Annotated in this window: 16 protein-coding genes; all 16 read right to left on the bottom strand. The window is 40.6% G+C overall.

Annotation, left to right across the window (positions count from 1 at the left end):
- Positions 1–2: 2 nt before the first annotated feature.
- Positions 3–935 carry an ABC transporter permease gene (locus GMJ66_RS13695; protein WP_156290885.1) on the bottom strand — a complete coding sequence of 311 codons (933 nt, stop codon included), beginning with the start codon at positions 933–935 and terminating at the stop codon, positions 3–5.
- Positions 936–1630: 695 nt separating this feature from the next.
- Positions 1631–2962: a UDP-N-acetylglucosamine 1-carboxyvinyltransferase gene (gene murA / locus GMJ66_RS13690; protein WP_156290884.1), complete on the bottom strand. Its 1332-nt coding sequence runs from the start codon at positions 2960–2962 to the stop codon at positions 1631–1633.
- A 34-nt stretch (positions 2963–2996) separates the two neighbouring features.
- Entirely contained in the window at positions 2997–3707 is a 711-nt protein-coding gene (locus GMJ66_RS13685; protein ID WP_156290883.1) for a YwmB family TATA-box binding protein, read from the bottom strand.
- Positions 3708–3842: 135 nt separating this feature from the next.
- The gene (locus GMJ66_RS13680; RefSeq protein WP_156290882.1) at positions 3843–4073 is read right to left on the bottom strand and encodes a DUF1146 family protein; all 231 of its coding nucleotides are present in this window, start codon (positions 4071–4073) and stop codon (positions 3843–3845) included.
- A 661-nt stretch (positions 4074–4734) separates the two neighbouring features.
- The gene (locus GMJ66_RS13675; RefSeq protein ID WP_156290881.1) at positions 4735–5133 is read right to left on the bottom strand and encodes a F0F1 ATP synthase subunit epsilon; all 399 of its coding nucleotides are present in this window, start codon (positions 5131–5133) and stop codon (positions 4735–4737) included.
- A gap of 164 nt (positions 5134–5297) precedes the next feature.
- Complete coding sequence (atpD, locus tag GMJ66_RS13670; RefSeq protein ID WP_156290880.1) at positions 5298–6704, bottom strand: F0F1 ATP synthase subunit beta; 1407 nt, start codon at positions 6702–6704, stop codon at positions 5298–5300.
- Between the two features lie 35 nt (positions 6705–6739).
- Positions 6740–7600, bottom strand: a complete 861-nt coding sequence (gene atpG / locus GMJ66_RS13665) for an ATP synthase F1 subunit gamma (RefSeq protein ID WP_156290879.1) — start codon at positions 7598–7600, stop codon at positions 6740–6742.
- A 284-nt stretch (positions 7601–7884) separates the two neighbouring features.
- Positions 7885–9396, bottom strand: coding sequence for a F0F1 ATP synthase subunit alpha (atpA, locus tag GMJ66_RS13660; RefSeq protein ID WP_156290878.1), 1512 nt, complete (start codon positions 9394–9396; stop codon positions 7885–7887).
- An 18-nt stretch (positions 9397–9414) separates the two neighbouring features.
- On the bottom strand, positions 9415–9960 hold the full coding sequence (locus GMJ66_RS13655; protein WP_156290877.1) for a F0F1 ATP synthase subunit delta: 546 nt from the start codon (positions 9958–9960) through the stop codon (positions 9415–9417).
- Positions 9957–10484: a F0F1 ATP synthase subunit B gene (gene atpF / locus GMJ66_RS13650; protein ID WP_156290876.1), complete on the bottom strand. Its 528-nt coding sequence runs from the start codon at positions 10482–10484 to the stop codon at positions 9957–9959. The genes GMJ66_RS13655 and atpF overlap by 4 nt, the downstream gene beginning before the upstream one ends.
- Before the next feature lie 136 nt (positions 10485–10620).
- Positions 10621–10833, bottom strand: coding sequence for a F0F1 ATP synthase subunit C (atpE, locus tag GMJ66_RS13645; protein ID WP_121524273.1), 213 nt, complete (start codon positions 10831–10833; stop codon positions 10621–10623).
- Between the two features lie 49 nt (positions 10834–10882).
- Positions 10883–11605, bottom strand: a complete 723-nt coding sequence (gene atpB, locus GMJ66_RS13640; protein WP_156290875.1) for a F0F1 ATP synthase subunit A — start codon at positions 11603–11605, stop codon at positions 10883–10885.
- Positions 11606–11658: 53 nt separating this feature from the next.
- Entirely contained in the window at positions 11659–12057 is a 399-nt protein-coding gene (locus GMJ66_RS13635; protein ID WP_156290874.1) for an ATP synthase subunit I, read from the bottom strand.
- 474 nt (positions 12058–12531) lie between these two features.
- Positions 12532–14775, bottom strand: coding sequence for a S8 family serine peptidase (locus tag GMJ66_RS13630; protein WP_156290873.1), 2244 nt, complete (start codon positions 14773–14775; stop codon positions 12532–12534).
- Between the two features lie 106 nt (positions 14776–14881).
- Positions 14882–15016: a hypothetical protein gene (locus GMJ66_RS20930; RefSeq protein ID WP_269321882.1), complete on the bottom strand. Its 135-nt coding sequence runs from the start codon at positions 15014–15016 to the stop codon at positions 14882–14884.
- A 2266-nt stretch (positions 15017–17282) separates the two neighbouring features.
- A complete protein-coding gene (gene upp, locus GMJ66_RS13625) occupies positions 17283–17912 on the bottom strand; it encodes a uracil phosphoribosyltransferase (protein WP_156290872.1) in 630 nt (209 codons plus the stop codon).
- Positions 17913–18310: the final 398 nt, after the last annotated feature.

Genomic DNA, 18310 nt, shown 5'->3' with positions numbered 1-18310 from the left:
ATTTACTCCCCTCCCTTTTTATGTAATTTAATTCGAGGGTCGATGATTCCATACACAATGTCTACTAAGAAAAGCATAAAAATTAGAAAGGCACTGTAAAATACCGTTGTCCCCATAATAACGGGATAATCCCGCTGGTTAATGCTTTCCACGAAATATTTACCCATTCCCGGAATCGCAAAAATTTGTTCGATAACGAATGTTCCCGTTAAAATCCCAGCAAGCAATGTTCCCATGATCGTGACAACTGGCATGAGGGCATTCCTTAGTGCATGTTTAAAAGTAATTTTCCATGGCGACAATCCCTTTGCTTTTGCCATTTTTATATAATCCTGTGTAAGAACCTCAAGCATGGTTGATCTCGTTAACCTGGCGATAATTGCCATTGGCCCAGTCGCCAGTGCTGCCACCGGAAGAACCATATGTGCTGGGCTTGACCATGTAGCAACAGGGAACATCGCCCAGTCTACTGCCAATTTTTGAATGAATAATGTCGCTAATATAAAGTTAGGAATGGAAATCCCTAAAACAGCAAACCCCATGGACAAATAATCGATTATTCCATTGTGTCGTAATGCAGAAATAATTCCAAAAACAATCCCTGAAATAACAGCAACGATAATGGTCACCATTCCGAGCTCAAAGGAAATGGGAAATCCTCTACCAAGTAAATCGTTTACGGTCTGATTCGGCTGCTTAATGGATGGCCCTAAATCAAGCATGGCAATATTTTTCATATAAATAAGATATTGTACATGATACGGTTCATCCAAGTTATAATGCGCCTCTAAATTAGCTTGAATCGTTTCATTGGATGATCGCTCGTCACTAAATGGAGACCCTGGAACCGTTATCATTAATAGGAACGTGATGGTTACAATAATCCACAAGGTGACAAGTGCAATGAGCGAACGTTTTAACAAGTACCGAAGCATGGATGTGCTCACCTCCGTATTCTAAGTGGTGTTAGGTGATTAGTATCTATCAGCATGTTTTTTGACGTAAAATCTACAGTGTATGTACGACGTAACTTTAAAATATGCTTAGTCGCTCTGGAAATACTTATACGAAATGCGTGGGCTAGCTAGGTAATCGAAGTGTTAGCCCATTTGATTTATGTAAATGAATGATATTGATTTTCGTAGGAGAAGGAAAGTTGTCTTGCCATCCTTTCTTGGTCTGGTTATGTTTTTACCTGCTGCAGTGGAATGATATGGTTATGTCCCATTTCGTCAATCCATCGTTCGTCTATGCAAAAGTTACATTCTGTTTTCCTTTCCTCTAATTATCATAATCGCTCTTTAATACTCATAGTTATGCATAGTATGATTAACAAATGTTCTATACGATTAGCCATTCCACCATATCCACCAAGAAGAAATGTATCGAATAACCCCATCATTTCCATTCAATTACAATAATTAGTAATTTTCAATTAATTTTAACATGTTTTTTACAAAAAGAAAATATAATTTTATTCACATGTTAAGCACAATTAACAGAAAAGGCCTACATAACCACACATTCGACAAATTTCGGGAAGTGACAGGCACCAAAAAGCATAAAAAATCGCATGGAAATTTATAAAAATTCCATGCGATTTATATTACACTTGTTTGACAACCAAATTCTAAGATAATCTTGCAACCATACGTTTCTTTTCGTAATCGACTTTAACCATGACGTTATTGTCTTCATGAACACGTTCAATGTTTGCACCGAGGGCAGCTAATTTCCCTTCTAGGTTTACATAGCCACGATCAAGATGTTTTAGTTCGGTAATTCTCGTGTAGCCATTAGATACTAAACCAGCTAATATTAGAGCAGCTGCAGCACGCAGGTCCGTAGCAGCAACCTCCGCACCTTGTAATTCCGAAGAGCCCTCAATGATTACACTGCGACCTTCAATCTTCATTTGTGCATTCATACGTCTGAATTCTTCAACATGCATAAAACGGTTCTCAAAAACTGTTTCAGTAATGACACTAGTGCCCTGTGCTTGCAGCATTAATGCCATCATTTGGGATTGCATATCTGTAGGAAATCCTGGATATGGCAATGTTTTAACATCTGTCGCTTTTAGTTCATTTGGATTCGGACCAATTACACGAATACCACCAGCTTCTTCTTTCACTGTTACATTCATTTCTTCCAATTTTGATATAACAGAACGAAGGTGGTCAGCCTCCGCATTTTCAATAAATACATTGCCCCCAGTAATTGCAGCAGCTACCATAAAAGTACCTGCTTCAATACGGTCTGGAATAATAGGATGATCCACACCGTGTAATTTATCTACGCCTGTAATACGAATTGATTCTGTTCCTGCACCAACAATTTTGGCACCCATTTTATTTAAATAATTCGCCAAGTCAACTATTTCTGGTTCTTTCGCACAATTTTCAATGACTGTTTTCCCTTCAGCTAAGGCCGCAGCCATCATAATATTTTCTGTAGCACCAACACTTGGCATATCTAAATAAATTTTTGCACCCTTTAGACGCCCATCTACTTTTGCTTCCACAAAGCCGTTGCCAACGTGAATGTCAGCTCCCATAGCTTCGAAGCCTTTTAAATGTAAGTCAATCGGGCGGGAGCCAATCGCACACCCACCTGGCATTGCCACTTTTGCATGACCATAGCGGGCCAATAAAGGTCCCAACACTAATACAGAAGCACGCATTTTTCGAACATACTCAAAGGGTGCTTCTGTTTTCAACTGATTGGAAGCATCGATTACAACTGTATTTTTTTCTGGATCAAATTCTACTTCAGCGTTCAAATTTCGTAAGACTTCATTAATTGTATATACATCAGCTAGGACAGGAACTTCAGTGATAGTACTCTTGCCTTCACTTGCAATTAAACTTGCAGCAATAACCGGAAGTACCGCATTTTTAGCACCTTCCACTCGAACGGTGCCATTTAATTGATGTCCGCCTCTTACGATGATTTTTTCCATGTTACAAATCTCCTTCAGATCCATTTTCACTATATTAATATTCATGTATTAGGATAGGTGTTCCTAATGTCAATTCTGGAAGTCCATTTTCATGATTGGTTATTGCGATTTGGACGTTTATCGGGGTGTCTTCAATGTTGATTTTCTCATTCCACTTTGATGTATACCCATAGATATATTTGTTGTTCACTGAATTTGAAGCATTGTCTAATTGTGTCTTTTTATGTTGAAGATTAAAATAATTTGTCAATTCTTGTTCAAATTCGGCTTTAACTATTATACCACTTGGTTCAGTGTTAAGCCAAGTAAATAATCGTTTGCTTTCTGTAAAGAATTCATTTGTTACGGAATAATGAACGTGATAAAACTCAGACCTTATCTCGTTATTCCATTGTCCGCCCTCAATAACCACGGTTAACTCGGGATATGATAGATTATCTTTCGGCAAAACAACATTATATAATACGGAAAAATCATATCTTTTATGAGTGTCTCTAAATTGAAATTTTATTACATTTTCATCCTCTGTCCTAGTGCCTTTATAACTATTTTTTAGTTCATTTATTATTTCCTGAATTTCATCCTGCTCTTTCTTTTCCTTTATCACGACATTCCATTCATTTATCGTTAAATTTTGATTTGTAACAAAGTCGGCCATTTCTTCCAGCTCACTCATTCCCTTACTCTCCACTGTAGCATTCGCTGTAAATACAAGAAGTACCGCAATAAATAAGACTCTCCACATAAAAAATCCCCTCCGCTTAAGTACTGTTATCTACAGTATGAACAGAAGGGACTATGAATATACGAATTAATTTAATAGATTTATAGAATGTATCATGATGATTTTCCAGCCAATGGAGAAATCATCTGTGTACGATTAGAATAAATAAATTAAATCATTGGACCATTGTACAATTTCAAGGAAAAATCTGCTTACACCGGATCCAATTACAATGGCAATAAAGAACAATAATATTCTTGCCTCTGTAATCTTCCCATTTCGTATAATGGGATCAATATTAATAGAAATTAATACGCGCCAAGTAATATATATAAAAAGAAAATGCGAAAAAATACTAACTAATGCCCATTGTCCGATTGTTAACATAAAAACCACCTTGTTATATTTTCTACTAGTTACTTTGCCATGAATACGGATAAAAGTCAAAGAATTGGGGGCTAAGCTTTTTTACGAGCCATCATATAAGAGATATTTCGCATATCATGATATATTCTGGAGTATTATCAAAATACCTATTAAATGAGTTGGCAGTTTTATGTAGAAATATTGGAGCATTTCCCGGGAAATATCGACAGAAGGCGAAGCGTGGTTTAATTTGGTAAATGTTGGTGTATTATGAGCGAGAAGCTGTGGGTTTTAAGCGTTTTGCAGTTGAAGGGCGCTTGTACTTCATTTTTGGGCTCTTTTCCCTTTTTATGTGCGCTGGCACTTCTCTTTTGATCGTTTTTACAATTTTATGAGCGCTGACATTTCTTTTTTGAGCGTTTTTCCTTTTTTATGGGCGCTCGCTCCTCTCTTTTGAGCGTAAATCCCAGTTTGTGAGCGCTCGCATTTCGCTTCCTGAGCGCTTATCCCAATTAATGAGCACTGCCCCTCCTTTTTCTGAGTAATAGTCTACATTTATAAATCTCCCTTCATTAATCAAGCGCCCACCACCATCCTTCCACACAGCAAAAAAATCCCTTATAACATCACTGTCATAAGAGATTTTCCAATGCCTGTGGAAAAGAAATTCATTTTCCGCTATTTATTTGTTCGCAACGTCTAAACGATTCATTGCTCGTTGGAGTGCTAATTCAGCCCGTAGGTAATCGACATTATCCTGTTTTGACTGAAGGCGTTCTTCCGCACGTTCTTTCGCCTCTCTTGCACGCTGTACATCTATTTCTTCAGGTTTTTCTGCAGATTGTGCAAGGATGGTAACTTTGTTCGAACTAACTTCCATTACGCCTCCATTAACAGCTAATTGATGTTCATCATTACCCTGTTTCAAACGAACAGCAGCAATGGATAGTGGAGCAACGAGTGGGATGTGATTTGGCATGATGCCAATTTCCCCACTTTCTGCTCGGGCAACCACCATTTCAGCCTCGTTTTCCATAACGGGACCATTAGGAGTAACAACACTCACAGTTAGTGTTTTCAATGTAACCCCTCCTATGATATGAAAGAGAGGGATAACGCGAGTAAAAGCATTATCCAAGATTCTCTTTCCCTTACCAATCTATTGTCCAGCTTTAGTGCCTGGAGGCCGGCTTCCGTGTTACACGGCGTAATCACTAGTCGCTAACCGGGGCACCCTGGCTGTTGTTATTGCATTTGCTTCGCTTTTTCTACTACTTCTTCAATTCGGCCTACTAGACGGAACGCATCTTCTGGCAGGTCATCGTATTTACCGTCTAAAATCTCTCTAAATCCTTTCACCGTTTCATTTACAGGCACATAAGAACCTGGCTGACCTGTAAACTGTTCGGCAACGTGGAAGTTTTGAGATAAGAAGAATTGAATACGACGTGCACGAGCAACGACTAGTTTGTCCTCGTCACCTAATTCATCCATACCTAAGATGGCAATAATATCCTGTAATTCTTTGTAGCGCTGAAGTGTTTGCTGTACTTCTGTTGCTACTTGATAGTGCTCTTCCCCAACTACTTCCGGGTCAAGGGCACGGGACGTAGATTCTAATGGATCCACCGCAGGATAAATACCTTGCTCAGATAATTTACGATCTAAGTTAGTTGTCGCATCTAAGTGAGCAAAAGTTGTTGCTGGTGCCGGATCCGTATAGTCATCGGCAGGTACATAAATAGCCTGAATCGATGTAACAGAACCTTTGTCTGTTGATGTAATACGCTCCTGCAAGGCACCCATTTCCGTTGCTAGTGTTGGCTGGTAACCAACGGCAGATGGCATACGTCCAAGTAGGGCAGATACCTCTGAACCAGCCTGTGTAAATCGGAAAATGTTGTCGATGAACAATAGCACGTCCTGTCCCTGTTCATCACGGAAATATTCGGCCATTGTCAGACCGGTAAGTGCAACACGCATACGTGCACCAGGTGGCTCATTCATCTGTCCGAATACCATGGCCGTTTTACTGATAACGCCAGAGTCTTTCATTTCATAGTAAAGGTCATTACCTTCACGTGTACGTTCCCCAACACCGGCGAATACGGAAATCCCACCGTGCTCTTGGGCAATGTTATTGATTAATTCCTGGATTAGTACGGTCTTACCTACACCGGCACCACCGAAAAGACCAATCTTACCACCTTTGATATATGGTGCTAATAAGTCTACAACTTTGATACCTGTTTCTAAAATTTCCGTTTCAGTAGACAGGTTCTCAAATTTTGGTGGCTCACGGTGTATAGGATCTCTGCGTACATCCGTTCCTAAATCTTCATCTAAATCGATCTTGTCACCTAAAACGTTAAATACTCTTCCTAATGTTACATCACCAACTGGTACAGAAATTGGTCGGCCTAAGCCTGTCACTTCTGCTCCACGTTTTAATCCGTCTGTTGATGACATTGCAATGGTACGAACAACGTTATCACCTAATTGAAGCGCAACTTCTAAACTAAGCTCTGTCGTTGTTTCATCGTTTCCGTCAATTTGTACAGTTAGGGCATCATAGATTTCCGGGAGTTGATCATCGTCGAATTTCACGTCAACAACCGGGCCCATAACTTGTGTCACATGTCCTTTGCTCAATCGAATTCCCTCCTAGCTTTTAGATGGCCTTAGAGTTACTCAAGCGCTGAAGCTCCACCAACAATTTCCGAAATTTGCTGGGTAATTTGTGCTTGGCGTGCTCGGTTATAGGATAATGTGAGATCATCGATAAGATCATTTGCATTATCTGTCGCACTGCGCATCGCATTCATACTTGCAGCGTGTTCACTCGCTTTACCATCTAGTAATGCACCAAAAATTAAGCTTTCAGCATATAGTGGTAAAAGTACTTTTAAAATTTCATCCTGATTTGGCTCATATTCATATTCAGCGGTTAAATCTCCCTGTTCATGCAAATCTTCAATTGGCAACAATTTTTTCTTTGTTGGCACTTGGGAAATAGCACTGGCGTAATGGTTGTAAATGATGTTCAATTCATCAATTTCCCCGTCTGTAAACATTTGAACCGTTGATTGTGCAATCTCTTTAATATCTGCAAACACCGGGTGGTCTGCCACACCCAGAATACTGTTGGTAACTGGAATGTTCCGCTTTCTGCAGTAATCATATCCTTTTCTCCCAACCACAACAACCGTATATTCATCTGGTGATTGATGACGCTCATGGATGGTGTTTTGCAAGGTTTTTAATACATTACTATTGTATCCGCCTACTAAACCACGGTCAGAAGTGATGACTAAGTAACCTGTTTTCTTTACTTCACGCGTTTGTAGCATCGGGTGGGAAACATCGGTACTGCTGTTGGCAATGTTTGCAACGACAGCCTGCATTTTCTCACTGTACGGGACATAGCCTTTGGCATTTTGCTCCGCCTTGTTCATTTTGGATGCAGATACGAGCTGCATCGCACTGGTAATTTGTTTTGTCTTCTTCGTTGAATCTATTCGCGCCTTAATATCTCTAAGTGATGCCAAACTTATTTCACCACACTTTCATAAAGTGAATCTTCAATTAGTGGGGATTTTGCTTCATCCCGACTGGTTGTAGGATGAACGAATCGGCCTTTTACGGCAGTTTAACCCTCTTAGGCTTCTTCCCTTCGTCTTGACGTGAGGGATTATTGCCCGTTAACCTGCATGAAAGAGGTAGACTAGAGAAATAGAAAAGTTTGTTTCCTATTCTATTTCTACATCTTCCCCCTAAAAGTTCGTCTGTATATGGCTAACCTATACACATGGATTAACCCTATATTAATGCTTTATTGATCAGACGGCAAGAACGTCTTCTTAAAGGATTCAATCGCTTCGTTCATGTCGTTTTTATCTGGTAAGTTACCAGTTTCACGGATTGATGCCAGTAAATCTGAACGGTTGGAATCTAACCATGTATTCATCTCTGCTTCAAAACGAAGCACATCTTCTACTGGAATATCATCTAAGTATCCATTCGTTAGCGCATAGATAATCATCACCTGTTTTTCAACAGCTAATGTTTTATGCAATCCTTGTTTTAAAACTTCTACTGTACGTTCCCCGCGGTTCAATTTCGCTTGTGTCGCTTTATCAAGGTCAGAACCAAATTGGCTGAACGCTTCAAGCTCACGGTAAGATGCCAGATCAAGACGCAATGTACCTGCAACTTTCTTCATTGCTTTAATTTGCGCTGAACCACCAACACGTGATACGGATAAACCAGCGTTAATAGCTGGACGTACACCTGAGAAGAATAAATCAGATTGTAAGAAGATTTGCCCATCCGTAATGGAGATTACGTTAGTTGGGATATATGCTGAAATATCTCCAGCCTGTGTTTCAACAAATGGCAGTGCAGTTAAAGAACCGCCGCCTTTTTCGTCACTAAGTTTTGCTGCACGTTCCAATAGGCGTGAATGCAGGTAGAATACATCCCCTGGGAATGCTTCACGGCCTGGCGGGCGACGTAATAGCAAGGATAGCTCACGGTAAGCAACCGCTTGTTTGGATAAATCATCATATACTAATAAAACGTGTTTTCCGTTGTACATGAACTCTTCACCCATTGCAACACCTGCATATGGAGCTAAGTATTGTAATGGAGCTGGGTCAGATGCACCAGCAGAAACGACGATGGTATAATCCAATGCGCCGTAACGACGGAATGTTTCCACCGTACCACGTACAGTAGATTCCTTTTGTCCAATCGCAACATAGATACAAATCATATCCTGATCTTTTTGGTTAATAATTGTATCGACAGCTAACGTTGTTTTACCAGTTTGACGGTCCCCAATGATTAACTCACGCTGTCCACGACCAATTGGTACAAGGGCATCAATTGCTTTAATCCCTGTTTGAAGTGGTTCATCTACTGATTTACGGTCCATTACCCCTGGAGCCGGAGCTTCGATTGGGCGTGTATTGGTCGTTTCAGCTGGGCCTTTTCCGTCAATTGGCTGTCCAAGTGGATTCACTACGCGGCCAAGTAGGCTATCTCCTACAGGAACTTGCATAATTCGACCCGTACGGCGAACTTCATCGCCTTCTTTAATATCTGTATATGGTCCTAAAATAACGATACCTACGTTACTTTCTTCAAGGTTCTGTGCCAATCCCATGACACCGTTGGAAAACTCAAGAAGTTCACCAGCCATTGCATTGTCAAGTCCGTGTGCACGAGCAATACCGTCCCCAACTTCAATAACTGTTCCAACATCACTAACTTCGATATCTGCATCGTAATTTGCGATTTGCTGTTTAATCAGTGAACTGATTTCTTCAGCTTTAATGCTCATAGCCTTTCACCCCTATCATCATATGTTTGCAGTTACAATATTCCGTTCGATCCGCTTTAACTTATTGCTGATTGATCCATCATAAATGGTGTTTCCTACACGGATTTTCACGCCACCTAGTAAGGATGGATCAACAACATTGGTAATGCGAATTTCTTCTTTATTTAAACGTTTAACGAAAGACTCTTTTACTTTCAGTTTTTCGTCAGCAGATAATTCACGAACAGAATAAACCGTTGCTTCTGCAATTCCTTTAGCATCGTTTACCAATTGGATAAGGTCGTCAATCACAAATGGAATGACATCCACGCGACGACGGTCCACCAATAGTTTCAGCGTATTAATCACTTCTGCTTGCGATCCTTGAAAAACTTCTGCTATAAGCTGTTTTTTCTTTTCACCAGGTATCGCTGGATGAGCAAGAAATGTGGTTAATTCCTGATTGGTTTGGAAAACATCGCGTACAACACTAAATTCTTTTACCAATTTATCTAAAATAAGTTTTTCTTGTCCAAGTTCAAAAAGAGCTTCTGCATAACGTTTGGCTACTAAAGCTTCACTCATCGCTCTTCTCCTACCTCTTTAAGATACTCACTGATCAGTTTCTCTTGATCCTGCTCATTGATTTCTTTTTCTACTACCTTGCTGGCAATAAGGACAGATAATGAGGCAACTTGATCTTGCAGTGCTTGAATCGCTTGCTCTTTTTCATTTTCAATTTCCTGTTGTGCTTGTTTCTTAATGAGTTCCGCTTGCTTATTAGCGGCTTCAACTATATCCTGCTCTTGTTTTAAGCCGGCACTTTTCGCTTCTTCGATCATTTGTTGTGCTTCTTGTTTCACTTGTTTTAATTGATTAGCAGCTTCCTGAGATGCCTGTTCCGCTTCTTTACGGCTTTTTTCTGCTGCTTCAATTTCACCCGCAACGTATTCTTCACGTTTTTGCATCATGTTCATCAGCGGGCCCCAAGCGAATTTTTTCAATAAATAGAGTAATATAAGGAACGTAACTAATTGTACGATCATATCCCCTATTCTTAATCCACCAACACTAGCTCCTAGTGTCATCAGGCCAATGTATGATTGCACAGGATTCCACTCCTTTCCATTACTGCTGCATTACGATTCTGCGGTAATGATTTTCTAAAATACGGTATCGTGCATAAAGCAATGGCGAAGATGCTTAATGGACCCGACCTTCGCCATATAATGTATAAAGACGTTATTACATAAAAATAGCCATGAACGCGATAACTGCTGCGATAATCGGAATCGCCTCAACTAGTGCAACACCGATAAACATTGTACCTTGTAGTGGTCCTCTTAATTCTGGTTGACGAGCAATACCCTCTACTGTTTTACTTACGATCATCCCGTTACCAAGACCAGCACCTAATGCTGCCAATCCAATTGCAATTGCTGCTGCTAATACTTCCATTCCTGATTTCCTCCTTTTATAAATAACCTTATGTCTTATTTTTTAAAAATTAATGGTCACTGCTCACCTTGTGAGACATGTACACCATTGTTAACATGACAAATACGTATGCCTGAATGGCACCGATAAATGTACTGAATGCTTGCCAGATTACCATTGGCACTGCTGCTCCCATGAATCCCAGGATACCTGATGCCGCTAATCCAACTAGAAGGGTTAGTAATACTTCCCCTGCATAAATATTACCAAATAGACGAAGACCTAATGTTAATGTATTGGTAAATTCTTCGATAATTTTAAATGGTAACATTAATGGCACAGGCCGAACATATCCTTTGAGATATTCCTTTGTCCCCTGCACCTTCACACCATAATAGTGTGTCAATATAATGACCATGGCTGATAATGTTAGTGTTAAAGTTGCATCAGCTGTTGGTGATTTCCACCATAAATCATGACCAACGACCCCGTTTGTAATAACACCTAACATATTGCTTAAAAATATGTATAAAATCAGTGTAAGTCCAAGCGGGAGGAAAACCTTCCCTGTTTTCCAGTCCATCGTGTCATTGACAATTCCCTTGACAAACTCTACTAGCCATTCCATGAAATTTTGCCATCCTGTTGGCTTCATTTGGAGGTTTCGGCTTGCCCATAGACAAAAAAGGAAAACGATTAATGATGAAACAACAATCATGAGTACGTTAGACAAATTAAAATCAAGCCATGAAATCCCAAGCACATCTTCAACTATTGGAGCTCCATGATCCAAGTTTATCACCCCTTTTCAGTCATAATTCGATAAAAATGGCCATATTTTGCATTCTAGCTATTGGATTTTTTAGAGTTTCTACTATTTGTGACGTATTGAACGATAATGTCCAAAATGATGATAAAATAAGATGATGCAATTCCAACAACTACAGCAATAATATGGAAGGTCTCTTCAAACCGAATGGCGACCAGTACTGCTAATGCGACAGCAGCAAGCCTGGAGAAAGTCCCTAAAGCCCCGCGCGTACTGCCAGATTCAGCAACCGCCTTTCCAAATGCTTTTGTTTTGTGTTGAAGTAACCATAGATTGTAGAAACTAATTGCGGACCCCAATAATAGACCATTAAACACGCGTGTGTAGCTTGAAAAACCGGCTCCAATTACCAAAAGTGCCAGAAGATAGAGCATCCACTTACGTTGTCTATTTACCATACTATCATAATCAGACATCATGTTCACTCTACTCTCCTACTTCTCACGCTTAATCTGTCATATTGCATTTCTCTTTTGCCTATTATTCGGATAGAAAATGGATATTAAGTGGACTGGTTAACATCAACACCTTCCCCCAAAGCGAAGAGGTTTCTGAAAATTGAGATGCTTCCAATTGGAAAATGCCTTGTATAAACCGGGTTAAAGTACTATTCTTATAGCATATATGAAACCCTTACCATCTCACATAAAGTAAGTTTACATTAGCTTGACCTGCATTGTCAATTGATAATAGATAGAAAAATAAACCTACTTTTGAGAGAATATTTGGTGATTTACACCTTGACATTTTACCGAAATTTTGAACACTCACATTACATTATAATAGGAAATTGCCAAATTTACATTTGACAATTTCATGAACTTATATAGCGTTTTTTTGATTAGATGCTAGTGTTTCGGTTGACTTAGCGACTATTTTGTGAATGTTAATTATTCGATGATTAACATTACTTCATAGCTCTCATAGGAACCATCTTCCAAATAGACGGTAATGATTGCGGCATATTGTCCTGGTCTGCCAATTTCCGTTTTTTTCATTTCCCCTTCATTCATTCCAACTTGCAAATCTTCTTCTGTTAATAGCGTTCTGTCAAACATTAAAGATTGCGGGTCATACAAGTCTACCTTGATTCGCTCAGCTGGTTCCGTCAAATATATTTGATACATATAGGAGTCTTCGGAAAAGGTTTTTAATGCGAATTCAAATCCCATTGCTTTCGGATTATCCGCTGTTTGGTTAATAAACAAATACGGCAGTTGATACGATACATCCGTGTTTTCTGTATTTAATGTCAGCCATCCTTGATGTAGTCCTTTTTTTACTTGAGGGCTGGTGATTGTGACTTCAATCGGAACCGTTTTTGTCTCCTGTTTCTTTACCGTAAAGGATTGTGGCAAATCCCAAATAACACCTTTTTGTTTATGGGGCACGTCAAATACGTACGTTTGATCCTCATTCGTCGTATTCTCTATTTTCACCTCTATCGTCTTCGTTTCATGGTATTCCTGGATTTTTCCAAATGATAATTGAGCATCATGAATAATCGTATCCGTTTCAATCGAAGCTTTCGGCTGAATCGCGCCCATCCCCTGAACAATCGGATCAAGCAGTTCTCCTTCTTCGGTCATTAGTGGCTGGGCCGTCGTTTCGATTGCTCCATATATTTGTTCTATACTCCAATCTGGATGTGCTTCTTTAATTAAAGCGATAACACCTGTAACATGTGGTGCAGCCATGCTCGTCCCTTGCAGTGGCTGATAACCACCTGGTACAGTGCTTACGATATTAGTTCCTGGTGCAAGAATATCCGGCTTAATATCCCAATTCACTGTAACTGGGCCTCTGGAACTAAATGGTGCAATCGTCGGGTCTATTTCCTGATAAGATGTATCTAAATATAGTGCCCTGTTTGCCATTTGTTCAAGCAGCCATTCCCCATCTTCCTGGCTGATCATGGCAACGGGTATTTCGACAGGTTTTTCTCCTGTTTCGATAGACCCTTGTATCATTTCCTCTTCATTATTTGCAATTAAAACCGCTTCTGCTCCTTGTTGCTCCGCTTTTTTTGCTAAATCATAAAATGGAATCTCTCCACGTTTCACAAGCGCAATTTTCCCATGCATGTTGGTTTCTTCTGTCGCGTCCGCAATTGGAAAGGATTTTTCAAAACTCCACGGAACAGAGCCAGCCATGAGCTGAAGGGCAATTGGTTTATCAGAAAACCGTTCATACAAATACGGTACTTTCTGGGTATTCGTGGATGCTCCTACTGAAAAGGCCTTCGTTGCAGTAGCTGGTGCCCCAACTGTCCAGTTATTTGGACCACTGTTTCCGTTCGCAATTACTACCGGAATTCCCAGCTCCACCGCACGGTTAACGGCAACACTCGTTGGGTAATCCGGACCATTTACAGTGTTCCCTAAAGAGAGGTTCATCACATCCACCCCATCTTCAACCGCCTGCTCCATTGCTGCAAGCACCTGTACGGATGTTCCGGCACCACCTGGGCCAAGCGCTCGGTATGCATAAATTTCAGCATTTGGTGCTACTCCTTGTAAATCACCATTTGCTGCAATAATACCTGCGACATGGGATCCATGGCTTGTCGGCATCCCCTGATTCGCTACCGTTTCCATTGGATCATCATCCAGGTCTACCAAATCATATCCTGACTGATAGTTATCAGCCAGGTCGGGATGTTCATAATCAATCCCCGTATCAATAATGCCAACCTTCACTCCTTTACCCGTATATTCGGTATCATTCAGTTCCGATGGCATGACAAGGTTTTCCTCTTCTTTTAACGCTTGATATGTTTCTATTTGTGTTTGTGTGCTTTGATTTTGAGAATTCTTATCCTTTGTAGCTGAGAAAGGCAATGCTTCATACGTTTGAACAGAATGAATCGCCTTAATAAATTCAAGAGATTCCATTTTCTTCAAATTCTTGGAACTGCCCTGCAATGCCAACCCATTAAAAAGCAATTCATACGTTGCAACTACCTCTATGAATGGATAGTACGTTTCAATATATTCTTTATGCTCCTCCGGGTCCCCTTCTACTTCAATAATAACCGATTGCACGTCGTCTTCTGCATGAGCATAATTGAGAATTGGAATGGGGATCATGATGAAAAGTGTGATGATAAGCAGTGTACATATATATTGGCGCATATTTGGCAATCCCCTTTTTTACCGCTTAGTTTTTGGAGGTAAAAGAAAAATATGCACTGTTGGAGGCTTTTACAGCGGAAAAGAGGTCTTTAGTTGTGAATGTATTTTACTTTTCTGGTTCTATTTTCTCTTTTTTTGGATTCTCATAATCATAATGGGATGCAACTCCAAGCCCACCCTCATGAATCATTTTTGCAATTTCTTCGTTTACATGGTCCTGATTTTTCTCGCTCACGCTCATTGCGGTTCCCCCTTAAGAATTGATTTCTAAATTATATTTTAGTTGAGGGGAATTTGTTACTATTGGCTTGGTCTCTGGCGCTCGTTCGAGATCTTTAGGATGGGGCTATGTGACCTTTTGATCGATTTTTGTGTGCGTTCGGGAACCTAGAACCCTTCTACGTGACCTTTTGGCGATTTCTGGAGCTCATTCGGGAACCTAGAGTCTTTCTGCGTGACCTTTTGACAATTTTTGGAGCTCGTTCGGGAACCTAGAACCCTTCTACGTGACCTTTTAATAATTTCTGGAACTCGTTCGGGAACCTAGAGCCCTTCTACGTGACCTTTTGACAATTTTTGGAGCTCGTTTGGGAACCTAGAGCCCTTCTGCGTGACCTTTTAGCAATTTTGGGAGCTCGTTCGGGAACCTAGAGCCCTTCTACGTGACCTTTTGACAATTTTTGGAGCTCGTTCGGGAACCTAGAACCCTTCTACGTGACCTTTTGACAATTTTTGGAGCTCGTTCGGCAACCTAGAGCCCTTCTACGTGACCTTTTGACAATGTTTGGAGCTCGTTTGGGAACCTAGAGCCCTTCTGCGTGACCCTTTAGCAATTTTGGGAGCTCGTTCGGGAACCTAGAGCCCTTCCACGTGACCTTTTGTGATTTCTGGAACTCGCTCGGGAACCTAGAGTCTTTCTACGTGACCTTTTGACAATTTTTGGAGCTCGTTCGGGAACCTAGAGCCCTTCCACGTGACCTTTTGTGATTTCTGGAACTCGTTCGGGAACCTAGAGCCCTTCCACGTGACCTTTTGTGATTTCTGGAACTCGTTCGGGAACCTAGAAGCTTTCTACGTGACCTTTTGACAATTTTTGGAGCTCGTTCAGGAACCTAGTTCTCTTCTACGTGACCTTTTAACAATTTTTGGAGCTCGTTCGGGAACCTAGAGTCTTTCTACGTGACCTTTTGGCGATTTTTGGAGCTCGTTTGGGAACCTAGAACCCTTCTACGTGACCTTTTGACAATTTTTGGAGCTCGTTCGGGAACCTAGAACCCTTCTACGTGACCTTTTAATAATTTCTGGAACTCGTTCGGGAACCTAGAGCCCTTCTACGTGACCTTTTGACAATTTTTGGAGCTCGTTCGGGAACCTAGAACCCTTCTACGTGACCTTTTGACAATTTTTGGAGCTCGTTCGGGAACCTAGAACCCTTCTACGTGACCTTTTAATAATTTCTGGAACTCGTTCGGGAACCTAGAGCCCTTCTACGTGACCTTTTGACAATTTTTGGAGCTCGTTCGGGAACCTAGAACCCTTCTACGTGACCTTTTGACAATTTTTGGAGCTCGTTCGGGAACCTAGAACCCTTCTACGTGACCTTTTAATAATTTCTGGAACTCGTTCGGGAACCTAGAGCCCTTCTACGTGACCTTTTGACAATTTTTGGAGCTCGTTCGGGAACCTAGAACCCTTCTACGTGACCTTTTGACAATTTTTGGAGCTCGTTCGGGAACCTAGAACCCTTCTACGTGACCTTTTAATAATTTCTGGAACTCGTTCGGGAACCTAGAGCCCTTCTACGTGACCTTTTGACAATTTTTGGAGCTCGTTCGGGAACCTAGAACCCTTCTACGTGACCTTTTGAAAATTTTTGGAGCTCGTTTGGGAACCTAGAGCCCTTCCACGTGACCTTTTGGTGATTTCTGGAGCTCATTCGGAAACCTAGAACCCTTCTACGTGACCTTTTAACAATTTTTAGAACCCGTTCGGGAACCTAGAGTCTTTCTACGTAACCTTTTGACAAATTCCTGAGCTTATTCAGGAAACTAGAGCTATAGTAGATACTTGACGAATGACAGTAAAGCTATTCTCAAGGGGTTGTCGCGCGAATTTGCAGTGGATTGCGCGGTTTTTTAATGATGTCGCGCGGGTTGATGCTGGGCTCGCTCGAATTTGGAATGCTGGCGCGCGATTTGAGGTTGCCTCGCTCGAATTTCGAATGGTGTCGTGCGATTTAATTCCTGGATCGCTCGAACTTGGCTGTTGGTGTCGCGTGATTTAATACTGGAATCGATCGAATCTAGAAATGCTGACGCACGATTTGATACCGGTCTCTCTCAATTTCGGGATGGTGCTGAACTCATTTCGAAATGTAGAGTCTTAAAAAGTGATCATTCTGTTTTCTAATTAATTTTTTAATTAAAACCCCGAATACTTCTAGCAAAAATAAAAATAGCAGGAGAAATTCTCCCACCATTTTTAAAAGCATTTATCCTACAGCTTCATTATTTTGTTCCGAACAATCTGTCTCCAGCGTCTCCAAGGCCTGGTACGATATATCCATGGTCGTCCAGTTTTTCATCCAGTGCGGCTAAATAAATATCCACGTCCGGATGTTCTTTTTTAATCAATTCCACACCTTCAGGGGCTGCAATTAAGCACATGAGACGGATATTTTGTGCACCGCGTTTTTTCAATGAGTGAATGGCATCGTTTGCCGAACCACCTGTTGCCAGCATAGGATCAATTACAATAAGTTCACGTTCATTAATATCGGAAGGCAATTTAATATAATATTCTACAGGCTGTAATGTTTCTGGATCACGATACAAACCAACATGCCCTACTTTCGCAGCCGGAATTAGTTTACGTACTCCATCAACCATACCTAGTCCCGCACGTAAAATTGGTACTAAACCAATTTTCTTCCCTGCTAATACTTTTGCTTGTGCTGTCATTACAGGGGTATCTACGTTCACATCCTGCAGTGGAAGGTCTCTAGTAATTTCGAAAGCCATTAGCATCGCAACCTCATCCACTAACTCTCTAAATTCCTTTGTACCTGTATTTTTATCACGTATATACGTTAATTTATGCTGAATTAACGGATGATCAAAAACGAATACATTACCCATTTTCCGTTCACTCCTTCAAAATTTATATCTATCAAATTGTACTGAAAAAATGACAAGTATTCAAGTTTAGAACGAAACGTGTCGAAATTTATTTGATTGTTCGTGGAATCGTTAGACATTGGAATGGGGATTTGTGGGAAATTTGCTTTTTCAGTTATTAGCTATAAGGTTATGAGCGTTCCCCTCTATTTATGAGCTGGCATTCTCATTTTTTGAGGGTTCCTTCCCCATTTATGAGCGAGTATTCTTCTCTTTTGAGCACTCTAACCCGGTTATAAGAGAGATTACCTACACTCCACCAGTTCTATTTTCTTTCCAGCTTCATCTTGACAGAACAAAAGCGCAAGCGCCCGTTTAGAGACGTACGGACTGGACTGAGCCGCAGGAGATAAAGGAAA

It is taken from the genome of Oceanobacillus salinisoli (genome assembly GCF_009733865.1).
Classification (GTDB): Bacteria; Bacillota; Bacilli; order Bacillales; family Amphibacillaceae; genus Oceanobacillus; species Oceanobacillus salinisoli.
This window is presented reverse-complemented; position numbering and strand designations above follow the sequence as displayed.

What these genes read in the sequence shown, in the direction of transcription:
- GMJ66_RS13695 (WP_156290885.1), bottom strand. Translation starts at nt 935, where the DNA reads ATGCTTCGGTACTTGTTAAAACGTTCGCTCATTGCACTTGTCACCTTG.
- murA (WP_156290884.1), bottom strand. Translation starts at nt 2,962, where the DNA reads ATGGAAAAAATCATCGTAAGAGGCGGACATCAATTAAATGGCACCGTT.
- GMJ66_RS13685 (WP_156290883.1), bottom strand. Translation starts at nt 3,707, where the DNA reads ATGTGGAGAGTCTTATTTATTGCGGTACTTCTTGTATTTACAGCGAAT.
- GMJ66_RS13680 (WP_156290882.1), bottom strand. Translation starts at nt 4,073, where the DNA reads ATGTTAACAATCGGACAATGGGCATTAGTTAGTATTTTTTCGCATTTT.
- atpA (WP_156290878.1), bottom strand. Translation starts at nt 9,396, where the DNA reads ATGAGCATTAAAGCTGAAGAAATCAGTTCACTGATTAAACAGCAAATC.
- GMJ66_RS13655 (WP_156290877.1), bottom strand. Translation starts at nt 9,960, where the DNA reads ATGAGTGAAGCTTTAGTAGCCAAACGTTATGCAGAAGCTCTTTTTGAA.
- atpE (WP_121524273.1), bottom strand. Translation starts at nt 10,833, where the DNA reads ATGGAAGTATTAGCAGCAGCAATTGCAATTGGATTGGCAGCATTAGGT.
- GMJ66_RS13635 (WP_156290874.1), bottom strand. Translation starts at nt 12,057, where the DNA reads ATGTCTGATTATGATAGTATGGTAAATAGACAACGTAAGTGGATGCTC.
- GMJ66_RS13630 (WP_156290873.1), bottom strand. Translation starts at nt 14,775, where the DNA reads ATGCGCCAATATATATGTACACTGCTTATCATCACACTTTTCATCATG.
- GMJ66_RS20930 (WP_269321882.1), bottom strand. Translation starts at nt 15,016, where the DNA reads ATGAGCGTGAGCGAGAAAAATCAGGACCATGTAAACGAAGAAATTGCA.
- upp (WP_156290872.1), bottom strand. Translation starts at nt 17,912, where the DNA reads ATGGGTAATGTATTCGTTTTTGATCATCCGTTAATTCAGCATAAATTA.